General features: G+C 64.6%; 19 protein-coding genes. 8 read left to right on the forward strand and 11 right to left on the reverse strand.

The genetic code is table 11. The features are described from left to right. Positions 1-30: 30 nt before the first annotated feature. From paaE to LRP30_RS12370, 5 genes are all read left to right on the forward strand, one after another. The gene (gene paaE, locus LRP30_RS12350) at positions 31-1,113 is read left to right on the forward strand and encodes a 1,2-phenylacetyl-CoA epoxidase subunit PaaE (protein WP_249760479.1); all 1,083 of its coding nucleotides are present in this window, start codon (positions 31-33) and stop codon (positions 1,111-1,113) included. Positions 1,114-1,168: 55 nt separating this feature from the next. After that, positions 1,169-1,618: a hydroxyphenylacetyl-CoA thioesterase PaaI gene (gene paaI / locus LRP30_RS12355; protein WP_249760480.1), complete on the forward strand. Its 450-nt coding sequence runs from the start codon at positions 1,169-1,171 to the stop codon at positions 1,616-1,618. 42 nt (positions 1,619-1,660) lie between these two features. Next, complete coding sequence (gene paaK, locus LRP30_RS12360) at positions 1,661-2,992, forward strand: phenylacetate--CoA ligase PaaK (protein WP_249760481.1); 1,332 nt, start codon at positions 1,661-1,663, stop codon at positions 2,990-2,992. A gap of 64 nt (positions 2,993-3,056) precedes the next feature. Next, the gene (locus tag LRP30_RS12365; protein WP_249760482.1) at positions 3,057-4,061 is read left to right on the forward strand and encodes a zinc-binding alcohol dehydrogenase family protein; all 1,005 of its coding nucleotides are present in this window, start codon (positions 3,057-3,059) and stop codon (positions 4,059-4,061) included. Positions 4,062-4,184: 123 nt separating this feature from the next. Continuing rightward, a complete protein-coding gene (locus tag LRP30_RS12370; RefSeq protein ID WP_249760483.1) occupies positions 4,185-5,264 on the forward strand; it encodes a YeeE/YedE family protein in 1,080 nt (359 codons plus the stop codon). Position 5,265: 1 nt separating this feature from the next. Here LRP30_RS12370 and LRP30_RS12375 read toward each other — a convergent pair whose 3' ends face one another. The 5 genes from LRP30_RS12375 to LRP30_RS12395 are packed head-to-tail and all read right to left on the reverse strand — an operon-like array spanning position 5,266 to position 10,024. Beyond that, positions 5,266-6,489, reverse strand: a complete 1,224-nt coding sequence (locus LRP30_RS12375; RefSeq protein ID WP_249760484.1) for a bifunctional alpha/beta hydrolase/OsmC family protein — start codon at positions 6,487-6,489, stop codon at positions 5,266-5,268. Between the two features lie 26 nt (positions 6,490-6,515). Then, the gene (locus tag LRP30_RS12380) at positions 6,516-7,178 is read right to left on the reverse strand and encodes a sulfite oxidase-like oxidoreductase (RefSeq protein WP_249760485.1); all 663 of its coding nucleotides are present in this window, start codon (positions 7,176-7,178) and stop codon (positions 6,516-6,518) included. A gap of 3 nt (positions 7,179-7,181) precedes the next feature. After that, positions 7,182-8,504, reverse strand: a complete 1,323-nt coding sequence (locus LRP30_RS12385) for an MFS transporter (RefSeq protein WP_128935088.1) — start codon at positions 8,502-8,504, stop codon at positions 7,182-7,184. A gap of 33 nt (positions 8,505-8,537) precedes the next feature. Beyond that, the gene (locus tag LRP30_RS12390) at positions 8,538-9,758 is read right to left on the reverse strand and encodes a cytochrome P450 (RefSeq protein ID WP_128939728.1); all 1,221 of its coding nucleotides are present in this window, start codon (positions 9,756-9,758) and stop codon (positions 8,538-8,540) included. 56 nt (positions 9,759-9,814) lie between these two features. Beyond that, positions 9,815-10,024: a ferredoxin gene (locus LRP30_RS12395; RefSeq protein ID WP_060911080.1), complete on the reverse strand. Its 210-nt coding sequence runs from the start codon at positions 10,022-10,024 to the stop codon at positions 9,815-9,817. Positions 10,025-10,157: 133 nt separating this feature from the next. Here LRP30_RS12395 and LRP30_RS12400 point away from each other — a divergent pair, with 133 nt between their 5' ends. Next, on the forward strand, positions 10,158-10,802 hold the full coding sequence (locus LRP30_RS12400; RefSeq protein ID WP_249760486.1) for a TetR/AcrR family transcriptional regulator: 645 nt from the start codon (positions 10,158-10,160) through the stop codon (positions 10,800-10,802). Here the strand turns inward: LRP30_RS12400 and LRP30_RS12405 are convergent. The 4 genes from LRP30_RS12405 to LRP30_RS12420 all read right to left on the reverse strand — a co-directional run bounded on the left by LRP30_RS12405 (position 10,799) and on the right by LRP30_RS12420 (position 14,845). Continuing rightward, on the reverse strand, positions 10,799-11,437 hold the full coding sequence (locus LRP30_RS12405; RefSeq protein WP_249760487.1) for an aspartate/glutamate racemase family protein: 639 nt from the start codon (positions 11,435-11,437) through the stop codon (positions 10,799-10,801). The two genes, LRP30_RS12400 and LRP30_RS12405, sit on opposite strands and share 4 nt — an antisense overlap. 156 nt (positions 11,438-11,593) lie before the next feature. Beyond that, positions 11,594-12,607 carry an amino acid ABC transporter substrate-binding protein gene (locus LRP30_RS12410; RefSeq protein WP_249760488.1) on the reverse strand — a complete coding sequence of 338 codons (1,014 nt, stop codon included), beginning with the start codon at positions 12,605-12,607 and terminating at the stop codon, positions 11,594-11,596. A 12-nt stretch (positions 12,608-12,619) separates the two neighbouring features. Next, the gene (locus tag LRP30_RS12415; RefSeq protein WP_249760489.1) at positions 12,620-13,969 is read right to left on the reverse strand and encodes an aspartate aminotransferase family protein; all 1,350 of its coding nucleotides are present in this window, start codon (positions 13,967-13,969) and stop codon (positions 12,620-12,622) included. Between the two features lie 3 nt (positions 13,970-13,972). Continuing rightward, the gene (locus tag LRP30_RS12420; RefSeq protein WP_249760490.1) at positions 13,973-14,845 is read right to left on the reverse strand and encodes a MurR/RpiR family transcriptional regulator; all 873 of its coding nucleotides are present in this window, start codon (positions 14,843-14,845) and stop codon (positions 13,973-13,975) included. An 88-nt stretch (positions 14,846-14,933) separates the two neighbouring features. On the opposite strand from LRP30_RS12420, the gene LRP30_RS12425 reads away from it, so the two are divergent. Then, positions 14,934-16,121, forward strand: coding sequence for an ABC transporter permease subunit (locus LRP30_RS12425; protein ID WP_128944877.1), 1,188 nt, complete (start codon positions 14,934-14,936; stop codon positions 16,119-16,121). A gap of 2 nt (positions 16,122-16,123) precedes the next feature. Next, entirely contained in the window at positions 16,124-17,230 is a 1,107-nt protein-coding gene (locus LRP30_RS12430) for an amino acid ABC transporter permease (RefSeq protein ID WP_249760491.1), read from the forward strand. A 152-nt stretch (positions 17,231-17,382) separates the two neighbouring features. Here the strand turns inward: LRP30_RS12430 and LRP30_RS12435 are convergent, their stop codons facing one another. Together LRP30_RS12435 and LRP30_RS12440 are read right to left on the reverse strand one after the other, a co-directional pair. Next, entirely contained in the window at positions 17,383-18,801 is a 1,419-nt protein-coding gene (locus LRP30_RS12435; RefSeq protein ID WP_249760492.1) for an amidase family protein, read from the reverse strand. A gap of 121 nt (positions 18,802-18,922) precedes the next feature. Then, positions 18,923-19,699 carry an SDR family oxidoreductase gene (locus LRP30_RS12440; protein ID WP_249760493.1) on the reverse strand — a complete coding sequence of 259 codons (777 nt, stop codon included), beginning with the start codon at positions 19,697-19,699 and terminating at the stop codon, positions 18,923-18,925. Positions 19,700-19,847: the final 148 nt, after the last annotated feature.

A 19,847-nucleotide genomic window follows, 5' to 3' on the forward strand; every position in this document is an offset into this window, starting at 1 on the left:
CGGCGGTGAGACTAGTGTAGGGTATCTCTGATGTCAGCAGCCGCACCGCGCTTCCATCGCTTGGCCATCAACGACCTCCGCCGCGAGGCCTCGGATGCCATCTCGATGACCTTCGCCATCCCCGGCGAACTCGCCAGCGACTATGCCTTCACGCCCGGCCAATACCTGACGCTCCGCACCACTCTCGATGGCGAAGAAGTGCGCCGTTCCTATTCCATCTGTTCCGGACCCGACGACGGCGAGATCCGCATCGCCGTGAAGAAGGTCGACGGCGGCGCGTTTTCGAGCTGGGCGGCGGACGAGCTGAAATGCGGCGACGAGCTCGACGTGATGACGCCGACGGGGCGCTTCGGCCTGGTCCCATCAGCGGAGACCGGCCGTATCCATGTCGGCTTTGCCGCGGGCTCCGGCATCACGCCCATTCTCTCGATCGTGAAGGGCACGCTCGTGCGCGAGCCTGACAGCCGCTTCTTCCTGTTCTACGGCAACCGCGCCACCGACAACATCATGTTTCTCGAAGAGTTGGAGGAGCTGAAGGACCGCTTCATCGACCGCCTTTCGATCTTCCACGTCATCTCCGGCGAGGAACAGGATATCCCGATCCTGCATGGCCGGCTCGACGGCGACAAGGTGAGGGTGCTCTTGCGTTCACTGGTGCCGGCGGAAAGCGTCGATCATGTCTTCATCTGCGGTCCATCAGGCATGAGCGAGGACGTCGAGGCGACCTGCCGCGACCTCGGGATTGCGGAAGAGGGGATCCATGTCGAGCGCTTCGTCTCCGAATTCGGCGGCAAGCCGCGGCCGAAGAAAGCCGTTGCGCCCGACGCGCCGCCGAAGGCGGTCGCGTCCCTGATCATCGACGGCAAGCGCCGCGACGTGCCTGTTGCCGCGGACGAGGCGATCCTCGATGCCGCGCTGCGCGCCGGCGTCGATCTGCCCTTCGCCTGCAAGGGCGGCATGTGCTCGACCTGCCGCGCCAAGCTGGTCGAGGGCGAGGCGCCGATGGACATCAACTACTCGCTGGAACCCTGGGAGCTGAAGGCCGGCTTTATCCTGACCTGTCAGGCGAAGCCGTCGTCGGAGCGGGTCGTGGTCGATTACGACCACGTTTGACAGTTTTGGCCAAGCAGCAGAGCATGATGGATAGACATTTGCCCGGGAGAAGCGCGTGAACGTCAAAGCCACCTTGTCGCCCGAGGATATCGCGCGGGCCTGCGCCGATGCAATGTGGGCGGAGGACGATGCCTCCAAGGGACTCGGCATGGAGATCGTCGAGATCGGCCCGGGCTTTGCGACGCTGGCGATGTTGGTGCGGCCGGACATGGTCAATGGCCAGCGTATCGCCCATGGCGGCTTCATCTTCACGCTCGCCGATTCCGCTTTCGCATTTGCCTGCAACTCGCACAATGAGCGCGTCGTCGCGGCGCAGGGGCAGATCACCTTCATCAGGCCGGGCAAGCTTGGCGATCGCCTGATTGCGAAGGCAAGAGAGATAACCCGTGGCGGCCGCTCCGGCATCTACGACGTGCGCGTCACTGTAGGTGACACCGTCATTGCGGAATTCCGCGGGCATTCACGTGTCATTCTCGGCACGTGGCTGCCGGCGCAGGATCAATAAGAGACCAAAGAAAAGAACAAACGACAATGTGGGGAAATGAGGATGGCTCTGGCGAGACGCAAGGAAGGTGGCAACACCTATAGCGCCGAGATGGACGCGCAGGAGCGCGCCTCGCGCGACGAGATCATGGCGCTGCAAAAGCAGCGGCTGGCTTGGTCGCTGAAGCACGCCTATGACAACGTCACGCATTATCGCAGCGCCTTCGACAAGGCCGGCGTGCATCCGTCCGATTTTCGCGAGCTCGCGGATCTCGCAAAATTCCCGTTCACCGTGAAGATGGACCTCCGCGACAATTATCCTTTCAACATGTTCGCCGTGCCGCGTGAAAAACTAGTGCGGGTACATGCCTCCTCCGGCACGACGGGTAAGCCGATCGTCGTGGGCTATACGCAGGCCGACATCGACACGTGGTCCAACGTGATGGCGCGCTCGATCCGCGCCGCCGGCGGCCGCACCGGCATGATCATCCACAATGCTTATGGATATGGTCTCTTCACCGGTGGCCTCGGCGTGCATTACGGCGCCGAGAAGCTCGGTTGCACCGTGGTGCCGATCTCCGGCGGCATGACCGAACGGCAGGTACAGCTCATCAACGATTTCCGGCCCGACATCATCACGGTGACGCCGAGCTACATGCTGGCGATCCTCGACGAGTTCAAGCGTCAGAAGCTCGATCCGCGCCAATGCTCGCTCAAGGTCGGCATCTTCGGCGCTGAGCCCTGGACCAACGCCATGCGCGGCGAGATCGAGGACGCCTTCGACATGGATGCGACCGACATCTATGGTCTCTCCGAGGTGATCGGCCCCGGCGTGGCGCAGGAATGCATCGAGACCAAGGACGGGCTCCATATTTGGGAGGATCATTTCTACCCCGAAGTGATCGACCCTGAAACGGGTGCGGTGCTGCCGGACGGCGAGAAGGGCGAATTGGTCTTCACCTCGCTGACCAAAGAGGCGTTTCCGGTGATCCGCTATCGCACTCGCGACCTGACGCGGCTGTTGCCGGGCACGGCGCGGCCGGGCATGCGGCGCATGGAGAAGGTAACGGGGCGCTCGGATGACATGATCATCCTGCGCGGGGTCAATCTGTTCCCGACCCAGGTCGAGGAGGTGCTGCTCGCGACCGATTGGTGCGGCGGCCACTTCATCCTGGAACTCACCCGCGAAGGCCGCATGGACGAGCTGACGATCATCGCCGAAGCGCGTCCCGAAAGCTGGGACGGTCGCGGTCTCGTCGATGACGCCGACAGGGTATCGACCCATATCAAGAACACGATCGGGATCAGCTCCAAGGTTCAGGTGGTCGCGCCGGCCACGCTGGAGCGCTCGCTCGGCAAGGCCAAGCGGCTCTACGACAAGCGGCCCAAGGACTGAGTTGACGGATTGACTTGACCGGCCCCAAAGGCGACAAGGCCCGCAAGAAATCACGGGTCTTTCGATGTCGCCAGCCGATACCAAAACCGTCGAAGCGCGCTGCGTCCGCCTCAATGCCAAGGCCGAGAACGCCGCGGCACTTGCGCCGGTGGTCGAGCCTCAGACGCTCACGCGCGGTCCGAACGATCTCCTGATCGAGGTGAGGGCCGCTGCCGTCAATCCATCCGACGTCAAGGCCGCAACGGGGTTGATGCCTTATGCCGTCTTCCCGCGTACGCCCGGCCGTGACTACGCCGGCGTGGTGATGGACGGGCCGGCCGGGACGATCGGGCGCGAGGTGTTCGGCTCCTCCGGCGATCTCGGCATCCGCCGCGACGGCACCCACGCAACGCATCTCGTGGTCGAAGCCGATGCCGTGGTGGAGAAGCCGAGGACGGTGTCCTGGGAGGAAGCTGCCGGCATCGGCGTGCCCTTCGTCACGGCCATGGAAGGCTTTCGCCGCGCCGGCGTGCCGAAGCCCGGCGAGGCCCTTCTGGTCTTCGGCGTCAATGGCAAGGTCGGCCAGGCCGCGGTGCAGATCGCGACTTGGCAGGGCGCGCGCGTGATCGGCGTGGTGCGCAAGGCGGAGGCCTATGAAGGCCACACCAACGCGCCGGTCGAGGTGATCGATGCTTCGACGACCGATGTCGCCACGCGCGTGCGCGATTTGACCGGCGGCAAAGGCGCGGACATCGTCTTCAACACGGTCGGCGACCCCTACTTCCACGCGGCGCACAAGTCACTTGCCCTGCGCGGCCGCCAGATCCTGATCGCCGCGATCGACCGCATCGTGCAGTTCAACATTCTCGAGTTCTACCGGGGGCAACACACCTATGTCGGTATCGACACGCTCGGCCTTTCGTCGGTTGCGACCGGTGCGGTGCTTCGTGATCTCGGCCCGGGCTTCGCAAGCGGGCATCTGAAACCGTTCCCGATCAAGGCGAGCGCGGTCTATCCGCTGGAGCGCGCCAGAGATGCTTATGTCGCTGTCGCTGGGTCGTCGCGCGACCGAGTGATCCTGAAGCCGTAACACACACACACACCGTCATTGCGAGCGCAGCGAAGCAATCCAGAAATGCACCCGCGGAGACAGACTGGATTGCTTCGCTCCGCTCGCAATGACGGAGATTGGCGAGAGTTCTGAGAACAACCGATGGAATCCACGCAACTCGTCATCCTCGCCGGCCTCGTCATTGGCCTGATCTACGGCGCCGTCGGCCTGCTCAGCGGCTTCTGCCTGATGAGCAGCATGCGTGGTTTTCTGGCCAAGGGCGACGGGCGGCTGGTGCGCACCTATGCGCTGGCGGTTGCCGTTGCGATTGCCGCCAGCCAATTGCTGGCGGGCAGCGGCACGGTCGATCTCGGCAAGTCGATCTATCTGCAACAGACGTTCTCGGCTCCGGTGCTGTTCCTCGGCGGCCTGCTGTTCGGCTACGGCATGGTGCTGTCGAATGGCTGCGGCTCGCGGGCGCTGGTGCTGCTCGGACGGGGCAATCTCCGTTCCTTCGTTGTCGTGATCGTGCTTGCCATCGCTGCGCAGATGACGCTCAAGGGCCTCATCGCGCCCGCTCGCATTGCCGTGGTTCAAGTGTCGCAAACGACCGTCAAATCCAACTCACTCCCGTCTGTGCTGGCAGCGCTTGGTGCCGTTGAACCGGTTTCGCGGGCGCTCGCTGCCGCCGCGATCGTCGTCGCGCTGATCCTGTTTGCTTTCGCGCATCCGGCGTTCCGGCGCTCGCCGGGCCAGATCGCGGCCGGAATCATCGTCGGTCTCCTAGTGGCCGGTGGCTGGTTCGCTACCGGCTCTCTCGGCGCCGACGATTTCAATCCGGTGCCGGTGACTTCGCTCACTTTCATCGCGCCGATCGCGGATGCGCTACAATACGCCATGCTCTCGACCGGCCTGACACTCAATTTCGGCATCGCGACGGTCGCCGGCGTGCTCGCCGGCAGCCTGGTCACGGCGCTCGCCACAGGTCGTTTCCATCTCGAAGGCTATTCCTCGCCCCGACACATGCTGCGTTCGGCCGGCGGCGCGGCGCTGATGGGGATCGGCGGCGTAATGGCGTTCGGCTGCTCGATCGGGCAGGGACTCACCGGCATGTCGACGCTGGCGCTGGGCTCATTCGTCGCGGTCACCGGCATCCTGCTCGGTACGGCGGCAGGCCTGCGCGGTGCGTTGCGGGTCCAACCCTTCGAGGCGGCAACCGGGGCAGGTTCGCCGGCCGCTTGAATTACTCCACGGCCTTCGTGACGATGCGAATCTCCGAGGTCAGCGTCCGGTGCACCGGGCACTTGTCGGCAATCTCCATCAACCTGTTGCGCTGCTCGGCATCGAGCGCGCCCTCCATTGCAATGTCGCGATCGATCTGGTCGAGCATGCCCTCGCGCGTCTCGCACTCCGCACAGTCCTTGGCGTGGATCTTGGAATGCTTCAGCGTGACGGTGACGCGGTCGAGCGGCAACGATTTGCGGTCGGCATAGAGGCGCATGGTCATGGAGGTGCAGGCGCCGAGGCCTGCGAGCAGGAAATCATAGGGCCCGGGACCAGCGTCCTCGCCGCCGGCAGCCACAGGCTCGTCCGCCACCAGACGGTGCGGACCGACCGAGATGATCTGGTTGAACTTGCTCTTGCGGGTCTCCTGCACCACGACCTGGCGCGGCGTCTCGGGGAGATCCATCGCCTTCGCGGGCTTTGCGGTGTCGATGTACCGGCTGGCCCAGGCCGCGATCACATCGGCCGCATAGAGAGCGTCAGCAGGCGCCGTCAGCAGATGGTCGGCGTGGTCGAGGGAGACGAAGCTCTTGGAGTGCTTCGCCGACACGAAGATCTTGGTCGCATTGTCGATGCCGACGGTGTCGTCGACCGGGGAGTGCATCACCAGAAGCGCCTTGTGCAGGCCGGTGACGTCCTTCATCAACTCATGCTCGATGATGTCGTCGAGGAATTCACGTCTGATCCGAAACGGGCGGCCCGCCAGCGAGACTTCCACTTCGCCCTGCGCGCGGATGTTATTGATGTGCTCTTTGAATAGCCCGGTGACGTGGGCGGGATCGGACGGCGCCGCGATGGTCGCAACCGCCTTGGCTTCAGGGATATGTCCTGCTGCCGCGAGGATCGCGGCACCGCCGAGGCTATGGCCGATCAGGACGGACGGCGCCTTGCGCGTTGCGCGCAGATGATCGGCGGCGCGCACGAGATCGGTCACATTGGAGGAAAAGGTGGAATTGGCGAAATCGCCCTCGCTGGAGCCGAGCCCGGTGAAGTCGAACCGCAGCACTGCAATGCCCTTGGCCGCGAGCGCGACCGAGATACGCTTGGCGGCCAGCGTATCCTTGCCGCAGGTGAAGCAATGCGCGAACAGCGCGAAAGCCGCGGGCTCACCGTCCGGCAGTTCGAGCGCGGCCGAAAGCTGATGGCCGCCTTCACCCGTGAATTGAAAGCGTTCCGTCGGCATTGGACTTCCCCCGTCCTTTGTTGAACCTAATCGCCTGAATAGCGCTGCTCGGCCCAGGGATCGCCGCGGTTGTGATAGCCGCGGACTTCCCAGAAGCCCGGCGCGTCCTCAGTCAGGAATTCGATGGCCTGGAGCCATTTGGCACTCTTCCAAAAATACAGATGCGGCACGACCAGCCGCACCGGGCCGCCATGCTCGGCCGACAGCGGCTGGCCCGACCAGCTGTGGGCGAGCAAAGCGTCCTCGGCGGCGAAGTCTTCCAGCGCGAGATTGGTGGTATAGCCATCATAGGAATGCAGCACGACGAAGCGAGCATCCTCGCGCGGCTGGCAGGCCGCGAGCAGCTCGCGCGTTGCGAGCCCTTCCCACTCATTATCGTAGCGCGACCAAGTCGTCACGCAGTGGATATCGGAGGTGAAGCGGGCCTGTTTCTGTGCGGTGAATTCGGCAAAGGTCCAGAACACGGGGGCATCGACCGCGCCATAGACGTCGAGGCGCCAGCGTTCACGCGATACCGGCGGCACGACCCCGAGATCGAGCACCGGCCAATCCTTGGTGAGGTGCTGGCCGGGCGGCAGCCTTTGGTCCTCCGGCCGCGTGATCTTCCCCGTGAGGAAGCGGCCCTCGCGCGCCCATTTCTCCTTGGTGCGCGTCAGCTTGCTGTCGGGCGGCTCGTTGTCATCAACCATGGCCTACTCGTGCCGATGCATTGCGGAGGCGTGCTTGGTGTCGCGCATGGTAGCATAGATGATCAGCGACAGGCAGATGATGCTGGCAAGATAGAAGTAGAACCATTCCTCGTGCCCGATGCTCTTGAAATAGAGCGCGATCGCCGGCGCCGTGCCGCCGAAGATCGAGACCGTAATGGCATAGGGCAGACCGACGCCGAGCGCGCGGACATTAGTCGGGAATAGCTCGGCCTTCACCACCGCATTGATCGAGGTGTAGCCGGCGACGAACAGCCAGGCGGCACAGATCAGGATGAACGCCACGAAGGGCGACTTGGTCTCCTTCAGCGTCATCAGCAGCGGCACGGTCGCGAGCGTGCCAGCGATACCGAAGAAGATCAGCAGCGGCTTGCGTCCGATCCTGTCGGAGATCGCGCCGTAGATCGGCTGGAGGATGGTCGCGAAGATCAACGTGCCGAAGATCACGAAAGTGGTCTGGTCCTCGGTCAGACCGACCGAGAGCTTGACGAAGGTCTGCATGTAGGTGGTGAACGTATAGAACGCCGCAGTGCCGCCGGCGGTGAGGCCGACCACCAGCAAGAGCTCGCGTGGATAACGCAGCAGGTTGGTGATCGATCCGGTCGGCTTCACCACCTTCTTGGCCTCCTCGAACGCCTCGGTCTCGTGCAGGCCACGCCGCATCACCGCGGCGAAGATCGCAAGCGCCGCGCCGATCGCGAAGGGGATACGCCAACCCCAGTCCTTCAGCTCCGCCGGCGTGAGGAAGACTTTTTGCAGGAGCAGCAGCACGATGATTGCGGTGAGTTGGCCGCCGATCAGCGTCACGTACTGAAAGCTGGAATAGAAGCCGCGGTGCTTGGGGTCGGCGACTTCGCTGAGGTAAGTGGCACTGGCGCCATATTCGCCGCCGAGGCTCAAGCCCTCGATCACGCGGGCGAGCGCCAGGATCACCGGTGCCGCAAAGCCGATCGTGGCATAGGTCGGCGTCAGCGCGATGATCAGCGAGCCGAAGCACATGAACACGACGGACAGCGTCAGCGAGATGCGGCGGCCGAAATGGTCGGCGATATAGCCGAAGAACCAGCCGCCCAGGGGCCGCATCAGGAAGGTCGCCGCGAATACGACGGCGACGTTCAATTGCTGGACGACGGGGTCGTTACCAGGGAAGAACGCGGGAGCGAAGTAGAGCGCAAACGCCGTATAGGCGTAGAAATCGTACCACTCGACGAGATTGCCGATCGAGCCGATGAAGATCGCCTTGATCCGCCGCTCGGCGTCGGCGAGGTCAAAATACGCAGAGGCCGGGTTCGTTGCTTGCTCTGTCACGTCCGGCCTCTCCGTATCGTTGTTTGGAGAGGCCTACATCGCCTTTCCAAGCAGAAATGGCAACTGGCGGGGACCTCTCACAGTGCCTTGCGACCAGGTTACGGTGCCTGCCGAGTCGAGGGCGAAATCCGGAATCCGCTTCAGCCATTCCTCCAGCGCAACCTGCATTTCCATGCGCGCAAGGTTGGAACCGACGCAGCGATGGATGCCGAGGCCGAAAGCGGCGTGACGGTTCTCGCGACGATCGATCACGACTTTGTCAGCGTCCGGAAACATCTTGGGATCGCGGTTCGCGGCGGGGAAGGATAGCAGCACCATGTTGCCCGACTTCACCGGGCAGCCCGAAATAGTCGTGTCCTTGACCACCTCGCGCGCCATCGTCACCGGGGAATAGGCGCGCAGCAGCTCTTCCACTGCGGTTGGAATCAACCCGGGCTCAGCGATGAGCCGCTCGCGATCGGCGGGCATTTTCGCAAGATGCCAGAGCGAGGAACCGATCGCGCTCCAGGTGGTGTCGATGCCGGCGATCAAGAGCAGGCGCAGCGAGCCCAGCACGTGGGAGTCCTCGAGCGGATTGCCGTCCTTGTCCCTGGCGTTCATCAGGTAGGAGATCAGGTCGTCGGTCGGCTTCGTCTTGCGCGCCTCGATGTGACCGCTGAAATAGGCGCTCATCTCCTGCACGCCCTGGAGCAGCTTGGTCTCGTCCTTGATGCCGAGCTCCAGGATCATGTGGATCCAGTTGACGAAAAGATCGCTGTCGCTCTCGGGAATGCCGAGCATGTGCGCGATCGCGCGCACCGGAATGTGCTTCGTGTAGCGCGCCGCGGCGTCCACGCTCTTCTCGGCGATGAAGTCGTCGATCAGCTCGTTGCAGATGGCGCGAACCCTCGGCTCGAGCTTCTTCATCGCGTCCGGCGTGAACGGCGGCAGCAGCAATTGCTTGGCTGGCTTGTGCACGGGCGGGTCGGAGGTGATCGGCGGAGCCGCATTCCTGGCGATCTCCGGGCGCACGTCGCGGACGATGATGCGGCGGGAGGAGAAATGCTCGGTGTCGTTGGCGATCTCGCGCACGGCTGCATAGGTCGTCGGCAGATAGCAGCCGAGGAAGCGTTCTGTATGCACGACAGGGCTTGCGGCGCGCAGTTCGTCCCAGATCGGGAAGGGGTCGTCCGTCCATTGCGGATCGGTGTGGTCGAAATCATGGACCCAGTCGGTCACGGGCGGATGAGCGGCGGGTTGGCTGACGTCGGACATCTCGGAATCCCCAGGGGCTCGTGTTCGCTGAAGGCACGCACGACGCGGAAAGCGCGCTACTCTTCGATCACATCGATTGCGATCTCCGGACAATTGGACTTGGCAAGCCAGGCTTTGTCTTCCAGTCCCGGCGGGACGGTGCCGTCTCCAGCTTCATGGGCGTTGCCGTATTCGTCGAGCTCGAACAGCTCCGGCGCGAGCGCCTTGCAGCGGGCGTGGCCCTGGCATTTGTCGGGATCGACGTGAACCTTCAGTCGCTCTGTCATTGCGGCTTCCTCGGTCGTGTGCGCGCGAGGCCCGAAGGCGGCGCGTTTCCTCATCTGCGTTCTATAAGTTATATCCTATTACATTCGCGGTAGGCTTCCCTTGTCAAGCGCAAACTTATAGGCTCGCCCCGACATGCGCTCACAACTCGCCCGCAAGCCCGAGAAGACCTACCACCATGGCGATCTTCGCGATGCCTTGATCAAGGCCGCGCTGCGCGAAGCGGAACGCGGCGGCGCCGAGGCGATCAGCATCAAGGCGCTGGCCAAGCAGCTCGGCGTCTCGCAGCCGGCGCCATATCGGCATTTTGCCGACCGCGAAGCCTTGCTTGCGGCGGTGACGGCGGAGGCGTTCCGGCAGCTCAGTGCAACCTTTCGGGCGGCGATGGCGAAACCGTCACAGCAGTCGAAGCTGTCGCGGCTGGCGCAGGCAATGCTCGACTTCGGATTGCGCCGCAACGGCATCTATCGCCTGATGTTCGCCTCGCGCATCGTGTCCTGCGCCGCCAAGGGCAGCGAGCTGCATGAGGCCACGCGCGAGACGTTTGCGCTCGTGATCGAGGCCCTGGAGGTGCCTGCCGTCGACTATTTGCGCGAACGGCAGGCCCTCAAGATCTGGGCGGCGCTGCACGGCGTGGTGATGCTGGCCGAGCAGGGCCTGTTCACCGGCGAGGCCGCACATGCCACGCGCGAGGATCTCGTCCAGGATTTCGTGAGCGAAACGAAGGCCGCGCTCGCAGTCGCGATCAAGGATGCCCGGCGAAAAAAGAACGGCGCTTAAGCCTTCGCCTTCAGCAGGCTCATCAGCTTCTCGACGGCGCTGTCCGGCGTCGTCACGACAGGGCGGCCGGTGGCTTCCGCAACCAGCGGCGCCGTTGCCGCGATGCTGAACTGGGCCAACGCGATAACATCGCAATCGCGCAAATCGCGCGAGGCCTCCGCAATCAGCCGGTCGTGCGTGGCGCGGTCGCCGCGGTCGAGAGCGGCCAGCGCGCCCTCGGCAAGTTTCGGCACGATTTGGACGGACGCAGGAAATTCCGGCGGCATCGAGACCAGGGTCGGCGGGAAGGTCGAGAGCAGGCCGATGCGCTTACCCATGGTCACGGCACGCTCGATCATCGCCTCGTTCGGCTTCAGCACGGGCATCGGCGCATGCGCCCGCGCGACCGCATCGATGCAGGGACCGAAGGCCGAACAGGTGAACAAGATCCCGTCCGCCCCCGTCGCGACGGCGTAATCGCCGAGCGCCAGGAAGCGCTCGGTCATGGTGTCGGTGAGCGCGCCGTCGCGCGCCAGATCCGCGGATAGGCTGTCATCGAGCAGGTTCATCAGCCGCGCCTCGGGCCACGCTTGCGCGAACGCCGCCTCGATCGGGGCGATGGAGTGCTTGAGGGCGTGGATGAGGGCGATGCGCATGGGATGTCTCGTCACCCTCGCCCCGCTTGCGGGGAGAGGGTGGGGTGAGGGGGAGTCTCCGCGGGGACGGTGAGAGTTGGACTCGCGGAAGCTCCCCCTCACCCGGCCGCTGCGCGGTCGACCTCTCCCCGCAGGCGGGGAGAGGTGAAGCACCGTCTACTTGAACGGCAGCGCGTACATCAAGCCGCCCTTGCTCCAGAGGCCGTTGAGGCCGCGATCGAGCTTGAGCGTGCTGGCCTTGCCGACGTTGCGCTCATAGATCTCGCCATAATTGCCGGTGGCCTTGATCGCCGTGACCAGCCATTTGTTGTCGAGCCCAAGCCGCGAGCCGAGGTCGCCGGAGGCACCAAGGAGCCGCTGGATCGCAGGCGTCTGCGACTTCGCCATCTCGTCAACATTGGCTTGCGTGACGCCGAGTTCTTCGGCCTCGATCAGACCGTAATGCAGCCAGGTGATGATGTCGCTCCAGACCTCGTCGCCGTTGCGGGTGAAGGGGCCGAGCGGCTCCTTGCTGATGGTCTGCGACAGCACGACGTAGTCGGCCGGGTTCGGCGCCGCGGTCGTCACGGCACCAGCCAGCGCGGAGGCATCCTGGGTCATGGCATCGCAGCGGCCGCCGAAGAAGGTCTGATACATGGTGTCGATGCGGTCGAACACCAGCGGCTTCCAGTCGATGCCGTTGGCGCGGCCGTAATCACCCAGCGTGACCTCATGCGTGGTGCCTTGAGCCACGCAGACGGTGGCGCCCTTGAGGTCCTTCAGCTCCTTCACACCGAGATCTTTCTTCACGACAAAACCCTGGCCGTCGTAGAAGTTGATCGGACCTTGCCGCAGGCCCAGCGTCACGCCGCGCAAGTATGTCTGGGTCGAGTTGCGGTAGAGTACGTCGATCTCGCCCGATTGCAGCGCGGTGAAGCGGTTCTGCGCGGTCAGCGAGACGTAACGCACCTTGTTGGGATCACCGAGCACGCTGGCCGCGAGGGCGCGGCAATAGTCGACGTCGAGACCCTTGTAGTTGCCTTGCGAGTCCGGCGCGGAGAAGCCGGCAAAGCCGGCGCTGACGCCGCACACCAGCGTGCCGCGGCTCTTCACCGTGTCGAGCGTCGCGGCCGAAGCGACGACCGTCGATGCTGCGAGCACGCCCGCTGCGATAACCACTTTCCTCATCATGCTAGTCTCCCCTCAGTGATTGACACTACGCAACACGTTGTCGACGGCCGTGCCGAGCCTGTCGACGATCAGATCGATCTCGTCTGCGGAAGCGATATAGGGCGGCGCCAGCAGCACGTGGTCGCCGCGCACCCCGTCCACGGTGCCGCCGCCGGGATAGCAGCCGAGCCCGTTGGCGAGCGCCTCCGCCTTGATTTTCTGGTGCAGCTTGAGCGTTGGATCGAACGAGGTGCGGCTGGCGCGATCGGCGACGAGCTCGATCGCCCAGAACAGCCCGCGGCCCCTGATGTCGCCGACATGGCGGTGATTACCGAAGCGTTCGGTCAGCCGTTGCTCGAGTTGTCGTCCGCGTTCCCTGACCTGATCGAGCAGGCCATCTTCGCGGATCACGTTTTGCACCGCGAGCGCGGCCGCGCAGGCGAGGGGATGCGCCAGATAGGTGTGACCGTGCTGGAACGCGCCGGAGCCGGCGCGGATCGTGTCGACGATCTTGCCGCTCGCGAGCATCGCGCCGATCGGCTGATAGCCGCCGCCGAGACCCTTCGCGATCGCCTGGATGTCGGGCGCGACACCTTCCTGCTCCCAGGCGTGCGTTGTGCCGGTGCGGCCCATGCCGCACATGACCTCGTCGAGGATCAGCAGCGCGCCGTGCCGGTCGCAGATCTCGCGCATGGCCTTGAAGTAGCCGTCGGGTGCAGTCACGGCGCCGGCGGTGGCGCCGACGACGGGCTCGGCGAGGAACGCCGCGACGGTGCCGGGGCCAAGCCGCTGAAACTCGGCCTCGAGCTCGGCGGCAAGGCGCGCGACGAACTGCGCATCCGACTCGCCCTCGCTCTTCTCGTGATAGGCGAAGGCCGGCGTCACGTGGCTGAATGCCGCCGAGAGCAGCGGCGCATAGGGCGCGCGCCGCCAGGCATTGCCGCCGGCGGCAAGCGCGCCGAGCGTGTTGCCGTGATAACTCTGCCGCCGCGCAATGAAGTGTTGCCGCTGCGGCTCGCCGCGCTCGATGAAATACTGCCGGGCGAGCTTGATGCTGGCCTCGATCGCCTCTGATCCGCCGCTGACGAAATAGGCGTAGGCGAGCCCGCCAGGCTCATGTCCGACCAGCACCTCAGCCAGTGCCTCGGCCGGCTCGGAGGAGAAGAACGCCGTATGAGCATAGGCAAGCGTCGCGGCCTGCTTCGCCATCGCCGCGATCACGCGCGGGTGCTGGTGCCCGAGGCAGGAGACCGCCGCGCCGCCGGAGGCATCGATGATGCGCCGGCCGTCCTCGGCGAAGAGATAGACGCCTTCGCCGCCAATCGCCTTGGGCGGCGTTTCGCGCAACGAGCGGTGCAGCACGCGGCTGGTGCGAGCGGCCATGGGTCAACCTTTCTCTGGGACGTAAGTGGAGGTCGCAGCGAGCCGCGCCTCGGTACTTTCCAGACGCTTCTTCGCGGTAACGCCGCCGAGCGCGAACGTGACCGCCGCGAGCGATTGCGCGATCGCAATCGCGCCCGTGAGGCTAGGAAAGAAGCCCGGAGAGGAGGCCGCCTCGAACAGCAGCACGTGGTCGGCGCCCTCGGCCATTGGTGCCGAGAGGCTATCCGCGATGGCGATCAGTGTCGCGCCGGCGCGATAGGCCGCCTGTGCGACGCGGACGCTTGCATGCGTGTAGGGTAGGAAGCCGACGACGATGACGGCTTCCCCGGGCCGGAACGCGCCGAGATCGAGGTCGTCGGGCCCGGAAGCACCGACGAGCTGGACCTGCTCGGGCCGAAACAGTCGCAGCTCGTAGTTCAGCAATTCCGCGACGCTGCGGCAGCTTCGATAGCCGGCAATCCAGATCCGCTTGGCATCGTGCAGCGCGCGGGCAGCTTCTGCGATCGGGTGTGCCGGGATCCGCGGAAGGCCGGCGGCCTCGGCCTCGAGCTTGTCGGTGACGAGCGCGACATCGGCGTTCGGCCCGTGGCGACGGCCTCTTGCGCGGCCGGAGAAGGGCGCGGTCTGCGACGGCCGCCGCGCCTCGGTCAGCGCCGCGCGCAACGCCTCCCAGCCCGAATAGCCGATCGCCTTCGCAAGCCGCGTGAATGCAGCAGGATCGGCGCCGGCTTCCGCCGCCAGATCGCGCATCGAACGGGTGGTGGCGTCGTAGTCGTTGGCGGCGACGAAGCGTCCGACCTCCTGCAAGCGCATCGGGAGCGATGGCAATGCAATACGCAGCTCGCTCAACGGCGAGGATTTCGCGGGCTCGGCCATGAAACATTTGTTGCATGAATCGAAGTTTGGTGCAACAGTTGACGTGCGCTGCCGGAAATCGCTGCCCCTTGAGAAGGATTTTTGTGCCGTGACCTCAGATGCGCCGAGACCGCCGCCGCGCCGCCGCTTCTTCGGCGCCTTCGGGCGCCGCGAGCTGAAGGGCCTGTTCTGGCAGGTCCTGGTCGTCGGCATCGCGGTTGCGGTCGTCGCCTTCCTCTGGTCCAACACCGTCACCAACCTCTCGGCCCGCCGCATCACCACCGGTTTTGCCTTCCTCGGCCGCGAGGCCGGCATGCCGATCGCCGACAGTCTGCTCGCCTATAGTCCGAGAGACACTTACCTCTGGGCGTTCGTCGTCGGGGTCGCCAACACCTTGCGCGTTGCCGTGATCGGGATCGTGCTCGCGACGATTTTGGGCACGCTAATCGGCATTTCGCGATTGTCGGCGAACTGGCTGCTGTCACGGCTCGCCGCGGTCTATGTCGAGACGCTTCGCGATATCCCGCTGCTGCTTCAGCTCCTGTTCTGGTACGTGTTGATGCAGGCGCTGCCGGCCGCACGCGCTGCGTGGCGACCTGTCGAGGGTGTGTTCCTCTCCAATCGCGGCTTGATCCTGCCGGCGATCCCGTTCGGCCCGCCGCAGCTCGCGGTCCTCGGCACCGCGGTGCTGGGTTGCGCGGTGTTCTATGTCGTCCGGCGATGGCTGGTCGCGCAGCAGATGCGCGATGGCAAGCCGCGGCCAGCGTGGCCCTTTGCGGTTGCGCTGGTGATTGCGTTGCCGGCGCTGGTGTCTGTGCTGCTCGGCGTATCCTGGCGGATCGAATGGCCTCAGCTGCGCGGCTTCAACTTCGTCGGCGGGCTGACGCTGGCGCCGGAATATTTCGCGCTGCTGATCGCACTCGTCACCTACACCTCGGCCTTCATCGCCGAGATCGTGCGCAGCGGCATCCAGTCGGTGCCGCGGGGACAGTGGGACGCCGCCAACGCGCTCGGTCTGCGCCGCAGCTTCATGCTGCGGCAGATCATCTTGCCGCAGGCGCTACGCGTCATCGTGCCGCCGATGACGAGCCAGTATCTCAATCTGACAAAAAACTCCTCGCTCGCGGTCGCGATCGGCTACCAGGATGTCGTCTCGATCGCGAACACCACGCTGAACCAGACAGGTCAGGCGATCGAGGCGATCGCGTTGATCATGGCGGTGTTCCTGACCATCAGTCTCGGTATCAGCTTCTTCATGAACTGGTATAATGCGCGCATCGCGCTGGTGGAGCGCTGAGAATGACGGCGATCAGCGATATGCCGGACGTGCCGCGGGCCGCTCGCCGCCCGCAAGTTGGTAATCCGATGCTGCGCTGGCTGCGCGCCAACTTGTTCTCGTCGATCCCGAACGGCATCCTGACGATCGTGCTGCTGGCAGTGCTCTCGAAGGGCGTGATCAGCTTCGTGCAATGGGGCATTGCCAGTGCGGTCTGGCTTACGCCGGTGAATGATTCCAGCGCTTGCCGCGCGGTGCGCGGCATCGGCGCCTGCTGGGCGGTCATTCCTGAAAAGTACCGCTTCATCCTGTTCGGCACCTATCCGTTCGACGAGCAGTGGCGGCCGGCGCTGTCGGTCGTGCTGTTCATCGCGCTGTTCTATCTCTCGACCCGCCGCGCCCTGTGGAGGCGCGAGCTCGTTTTCATCTGGATCGGTGCGCTCGCACTAATCAGCGTCCTGATGTGGGGCGGGGTGCTGGGACTCTCTTTCGTCTCGCAGGATCGCTGGGGCGGATTGCCGGTCACGCTGATCCTGGCGACGTTTGGACTCGCGTTCGGCTTTCCACTCGGCATCCTTGTCGCGCTCGGCAGGCGTTCAAAGCTTCCAGCGATCCGTTCGCTCAGTGTGCTCTATGTCGAGCTGATCCGCGGCGTGCCGCTGGTGAGCCTGTTGTTCATGGCGAGCGTGATGTTTCCGCTGTTCATGCCCAGTGGGTTCAACATCGACAAGCTCCTGCGCGCACAGATCGCGATCATCCTGTTCGCGGGCGCTTATCTTGCTGAAGTCATCCGCGGTGGCCTTCAGGCCGTGCCGCGAGGGCAGTATGAGGCTGCCGACGCGCTCGGGCTGTCCTACTGGCGCAAGAACCGGCTGATCATCCTGCCGCAGGCGATCCGCCACGTCATCCCGCCGCTGGTCAACACCTTCATCGCCTTCTTCAAGGACACCAGTCTCGTGCTGATCATCGGCATCTTCGACCTGCTGACGACGGCGAAGACCGCGATCATCGATCCCGCCTGGCAGCAGTTTTCCGTCGAGGTCTATATCTTCGTCGCCGCAATCTATTTTGTCTTTTGCTTTGCGATGTCGCGCTACAGCCGGAGTCTTGAGGCGACGAGCGGGAGGTGAGGTCTCGTGTCCCGGACAAGGTGCAGCGCGTCAGCGCTGCGCCGCAGAGCCGGGACCCAGGAGATGCACGGGAGGTCTCGGCGAGGTGGGCCCCGGCTCTGCAGCGCACCGCTGAAGGAGCGCCGCGCTGCGTCCGGGGCACGAGCGTGAGATTAATTCTTCACCCTCGGATCGATCGGTGTCGTGCCGCGCAGGCCCAATATATCCTCCAGCACTTTCGCGCCTGCGATCACTTGCGCATCCGCTCGTGGTGCGCCGACCACCTGCACGCCGACCGGCAGGCCTGACGCCGTGAAACCGCAGGGCAGCGACAGTGACGGGCAGCATGCGAGCGTGATGGCGTAGACGATGCCGAGCCATTCGACGTAATTGTCAAATCGCTTGCCCGCGCATTCGGCGACATAGCGATTTTCGACTGGGAAGGGCGGCACGATCGTGGTCGGCACCAGCAGGAGATCGTAGGTCCTAAAGAACTCGACCGCGCGCGCGGTCATGCCGACGCGCTGGGCCTCGGCACGTTCGAGCTGCTCGACGGTGAGCTTGAGGCCTTCCTCGATGTTCCAGATCACCTCGGGCTTGAGCAGGTCACGCTTAGTGCGGAGAAGTTGTGCCTTGCTGATCGCGAAGTCGAAAGCGCGCAGCACGTGGAAGCATTCATGCGCCTCGCGCCAGTCCGGATGCGCCTCCTCGACGGTGACGGCGGCCTCGGCGAAGCGTTCAGCCGCCTTGCGTGTGATCGCCTTGACCTCGGGATCGACCGGCGTGATGCCGAGATCGGGCGAATAGGCGATGCGCCTCGGCTTCTTGCCGGACTGGGCAGCTGACAGGAACGAAGTCAGCGGCGCCGGCAGCGACAGCGGATCGGCGGCATAGTCGCCGCTCATGGCATCCAGCAGCAGTGCGAGATCCTCGACATTGCGGGCCATCGGGCCCTGCACGCCGAGATTGCGGTCGATGCCCGCCTTGGGCGTATGCGCGACGCGGCCGATGCTCGGCCGCATGCCGACGATGCCGCAGAAACTTGCCGGACTGCGCAGGCTGCCGCCCATGTCGGAGCCCTGCGCGAGCCAGGCCATGCCGGTGGCCAGCGCCACTGCCGCGCCGCCGGAGGAGCCGGCGGCAGATTTCGAAGTATCCCAGGGATTGAGGGTCGCACCGAACACCTCGTTGAAGGTGTTGGCGCCGGCGCCGAATTCCGGCGTGTTGGACTTGGCGTAGACCACCGCGCCATTGGCTTCGAGGTTCTCGACCATGAGGTCGGATTTCGCGGGGATGTTATCCTTGAAGATCGGCGAGCCCTGCGTGTTCAGCACGCCCGCAACGTCGGTCAGATCCTTGATCGGCACCGGCAGGCCCGCGAGCAGCCCGCGCGCGCCAGCCGGCTTCTGCGTCAGCGCCTTGGCGTTTTCCCGGGCGCGATCGAAGCACAGCGTCGGCAGCGCGTTGACCTTGCCATCGACTTCGCTGATGCGCTTCTCCAATACATCCAGCAGTTCGAGCGGCGAGACGTCGCCAGACCGCAATTTGTCGACGACGGCGCACGCGGTTTCGCGGATCAGCTCTTGAGACAACTATTTTACTCCTATGCTTGTACTTGGTGCCGTCATTGCGAGCGAAGCGAAGCAATCCAGTCTTTTCACCGCGGGGGCATTTCTGGATTGCTTCGCTTCGCTCGCAATGACGGGGATAGAGTTAGCCCCACCCGGCGCTGATGCCGCCATCAACGGTGTAGATCACCCCCGACGTATAGCCCGAGCGATCCGACGCCAGGAACGCCATGAGATCACCGATCTCGCGCGCATGCGCAGGGCGGCCGAGCGGCAGGCTCTTCTGGAATTCCTTGTAGCGGCTCTCGTCGCCGAACTGGTGCTTTGCCCGCGTCTTGAGCAGGGTGACGTGGCGGTCGGTGCCGACAGGTCCGGGATTGATGCCGACCACGCGGATGTTGTCGGCGAGACTTTTTCCACCGAGCGCACGGGTGAAGGCCATCAGCGCGGCATTGCCGGCGCTGCCGCAGATGTAATTGGCATCGAATTTCTCGCCCGCCGCGCCGATGTCGTTAACGATCACGCCACCACCCTTGGCCTTCATCTGCGCGTAGATCTGCCGGGTGAGGTTGATGTAGCCGAACACTTTCAATTCCCAGGCGTGCCGCCAGGTCGCCTCGTCGATCTTGTCGATGGACCCGCCAGGGATGTCGCCAGCATTGTTGACGAGGATGTCGATGTCGGCGGCTTCGTTGGCGAGCCGCGCGATGTCCTCGGCTTTGCGTAGATCGACGACACTCGTCGCGGCATCGACCTGGTGCGCGGAGCGCAACCGCTCCGCCAGCACCTTGAGCTGCTCGCCGCTGCGGGCAGCGAGCAGCAGATGGGCGCCTTCCTCGGCAAACGCCTCGGCGGCGGCCGCGCCGATGCCCTTGGATGCGCCCGTGATCAGGACGCGCTTGCCACGCAGATGCAGATCCATGAAGGGGACTCGCAGGATAGGAACAGCATCAAATCAGTAGGCGCTCGGTCGCGCCATGGTCAACATTGCAGTGCAGCGTTGCACTGCCGCCGCGTTTGGTCCATTGCAGTGCGATCAAAAGGCGGCGGCTGCCGAACCAATCAAGGAC

Origin of the sequence: Bradyrhizobium sp. C-145, assembly GCF_023375135.1 — a bacterium.
Classification (GTDB): domain Bacteria; phylum Pseudomonadota; class Alphaproteobacteria; order Rhizobiales; family Xanthobacteraceae; genus Bradyrhizobium; species Bradyrhizobium zhanjiangense.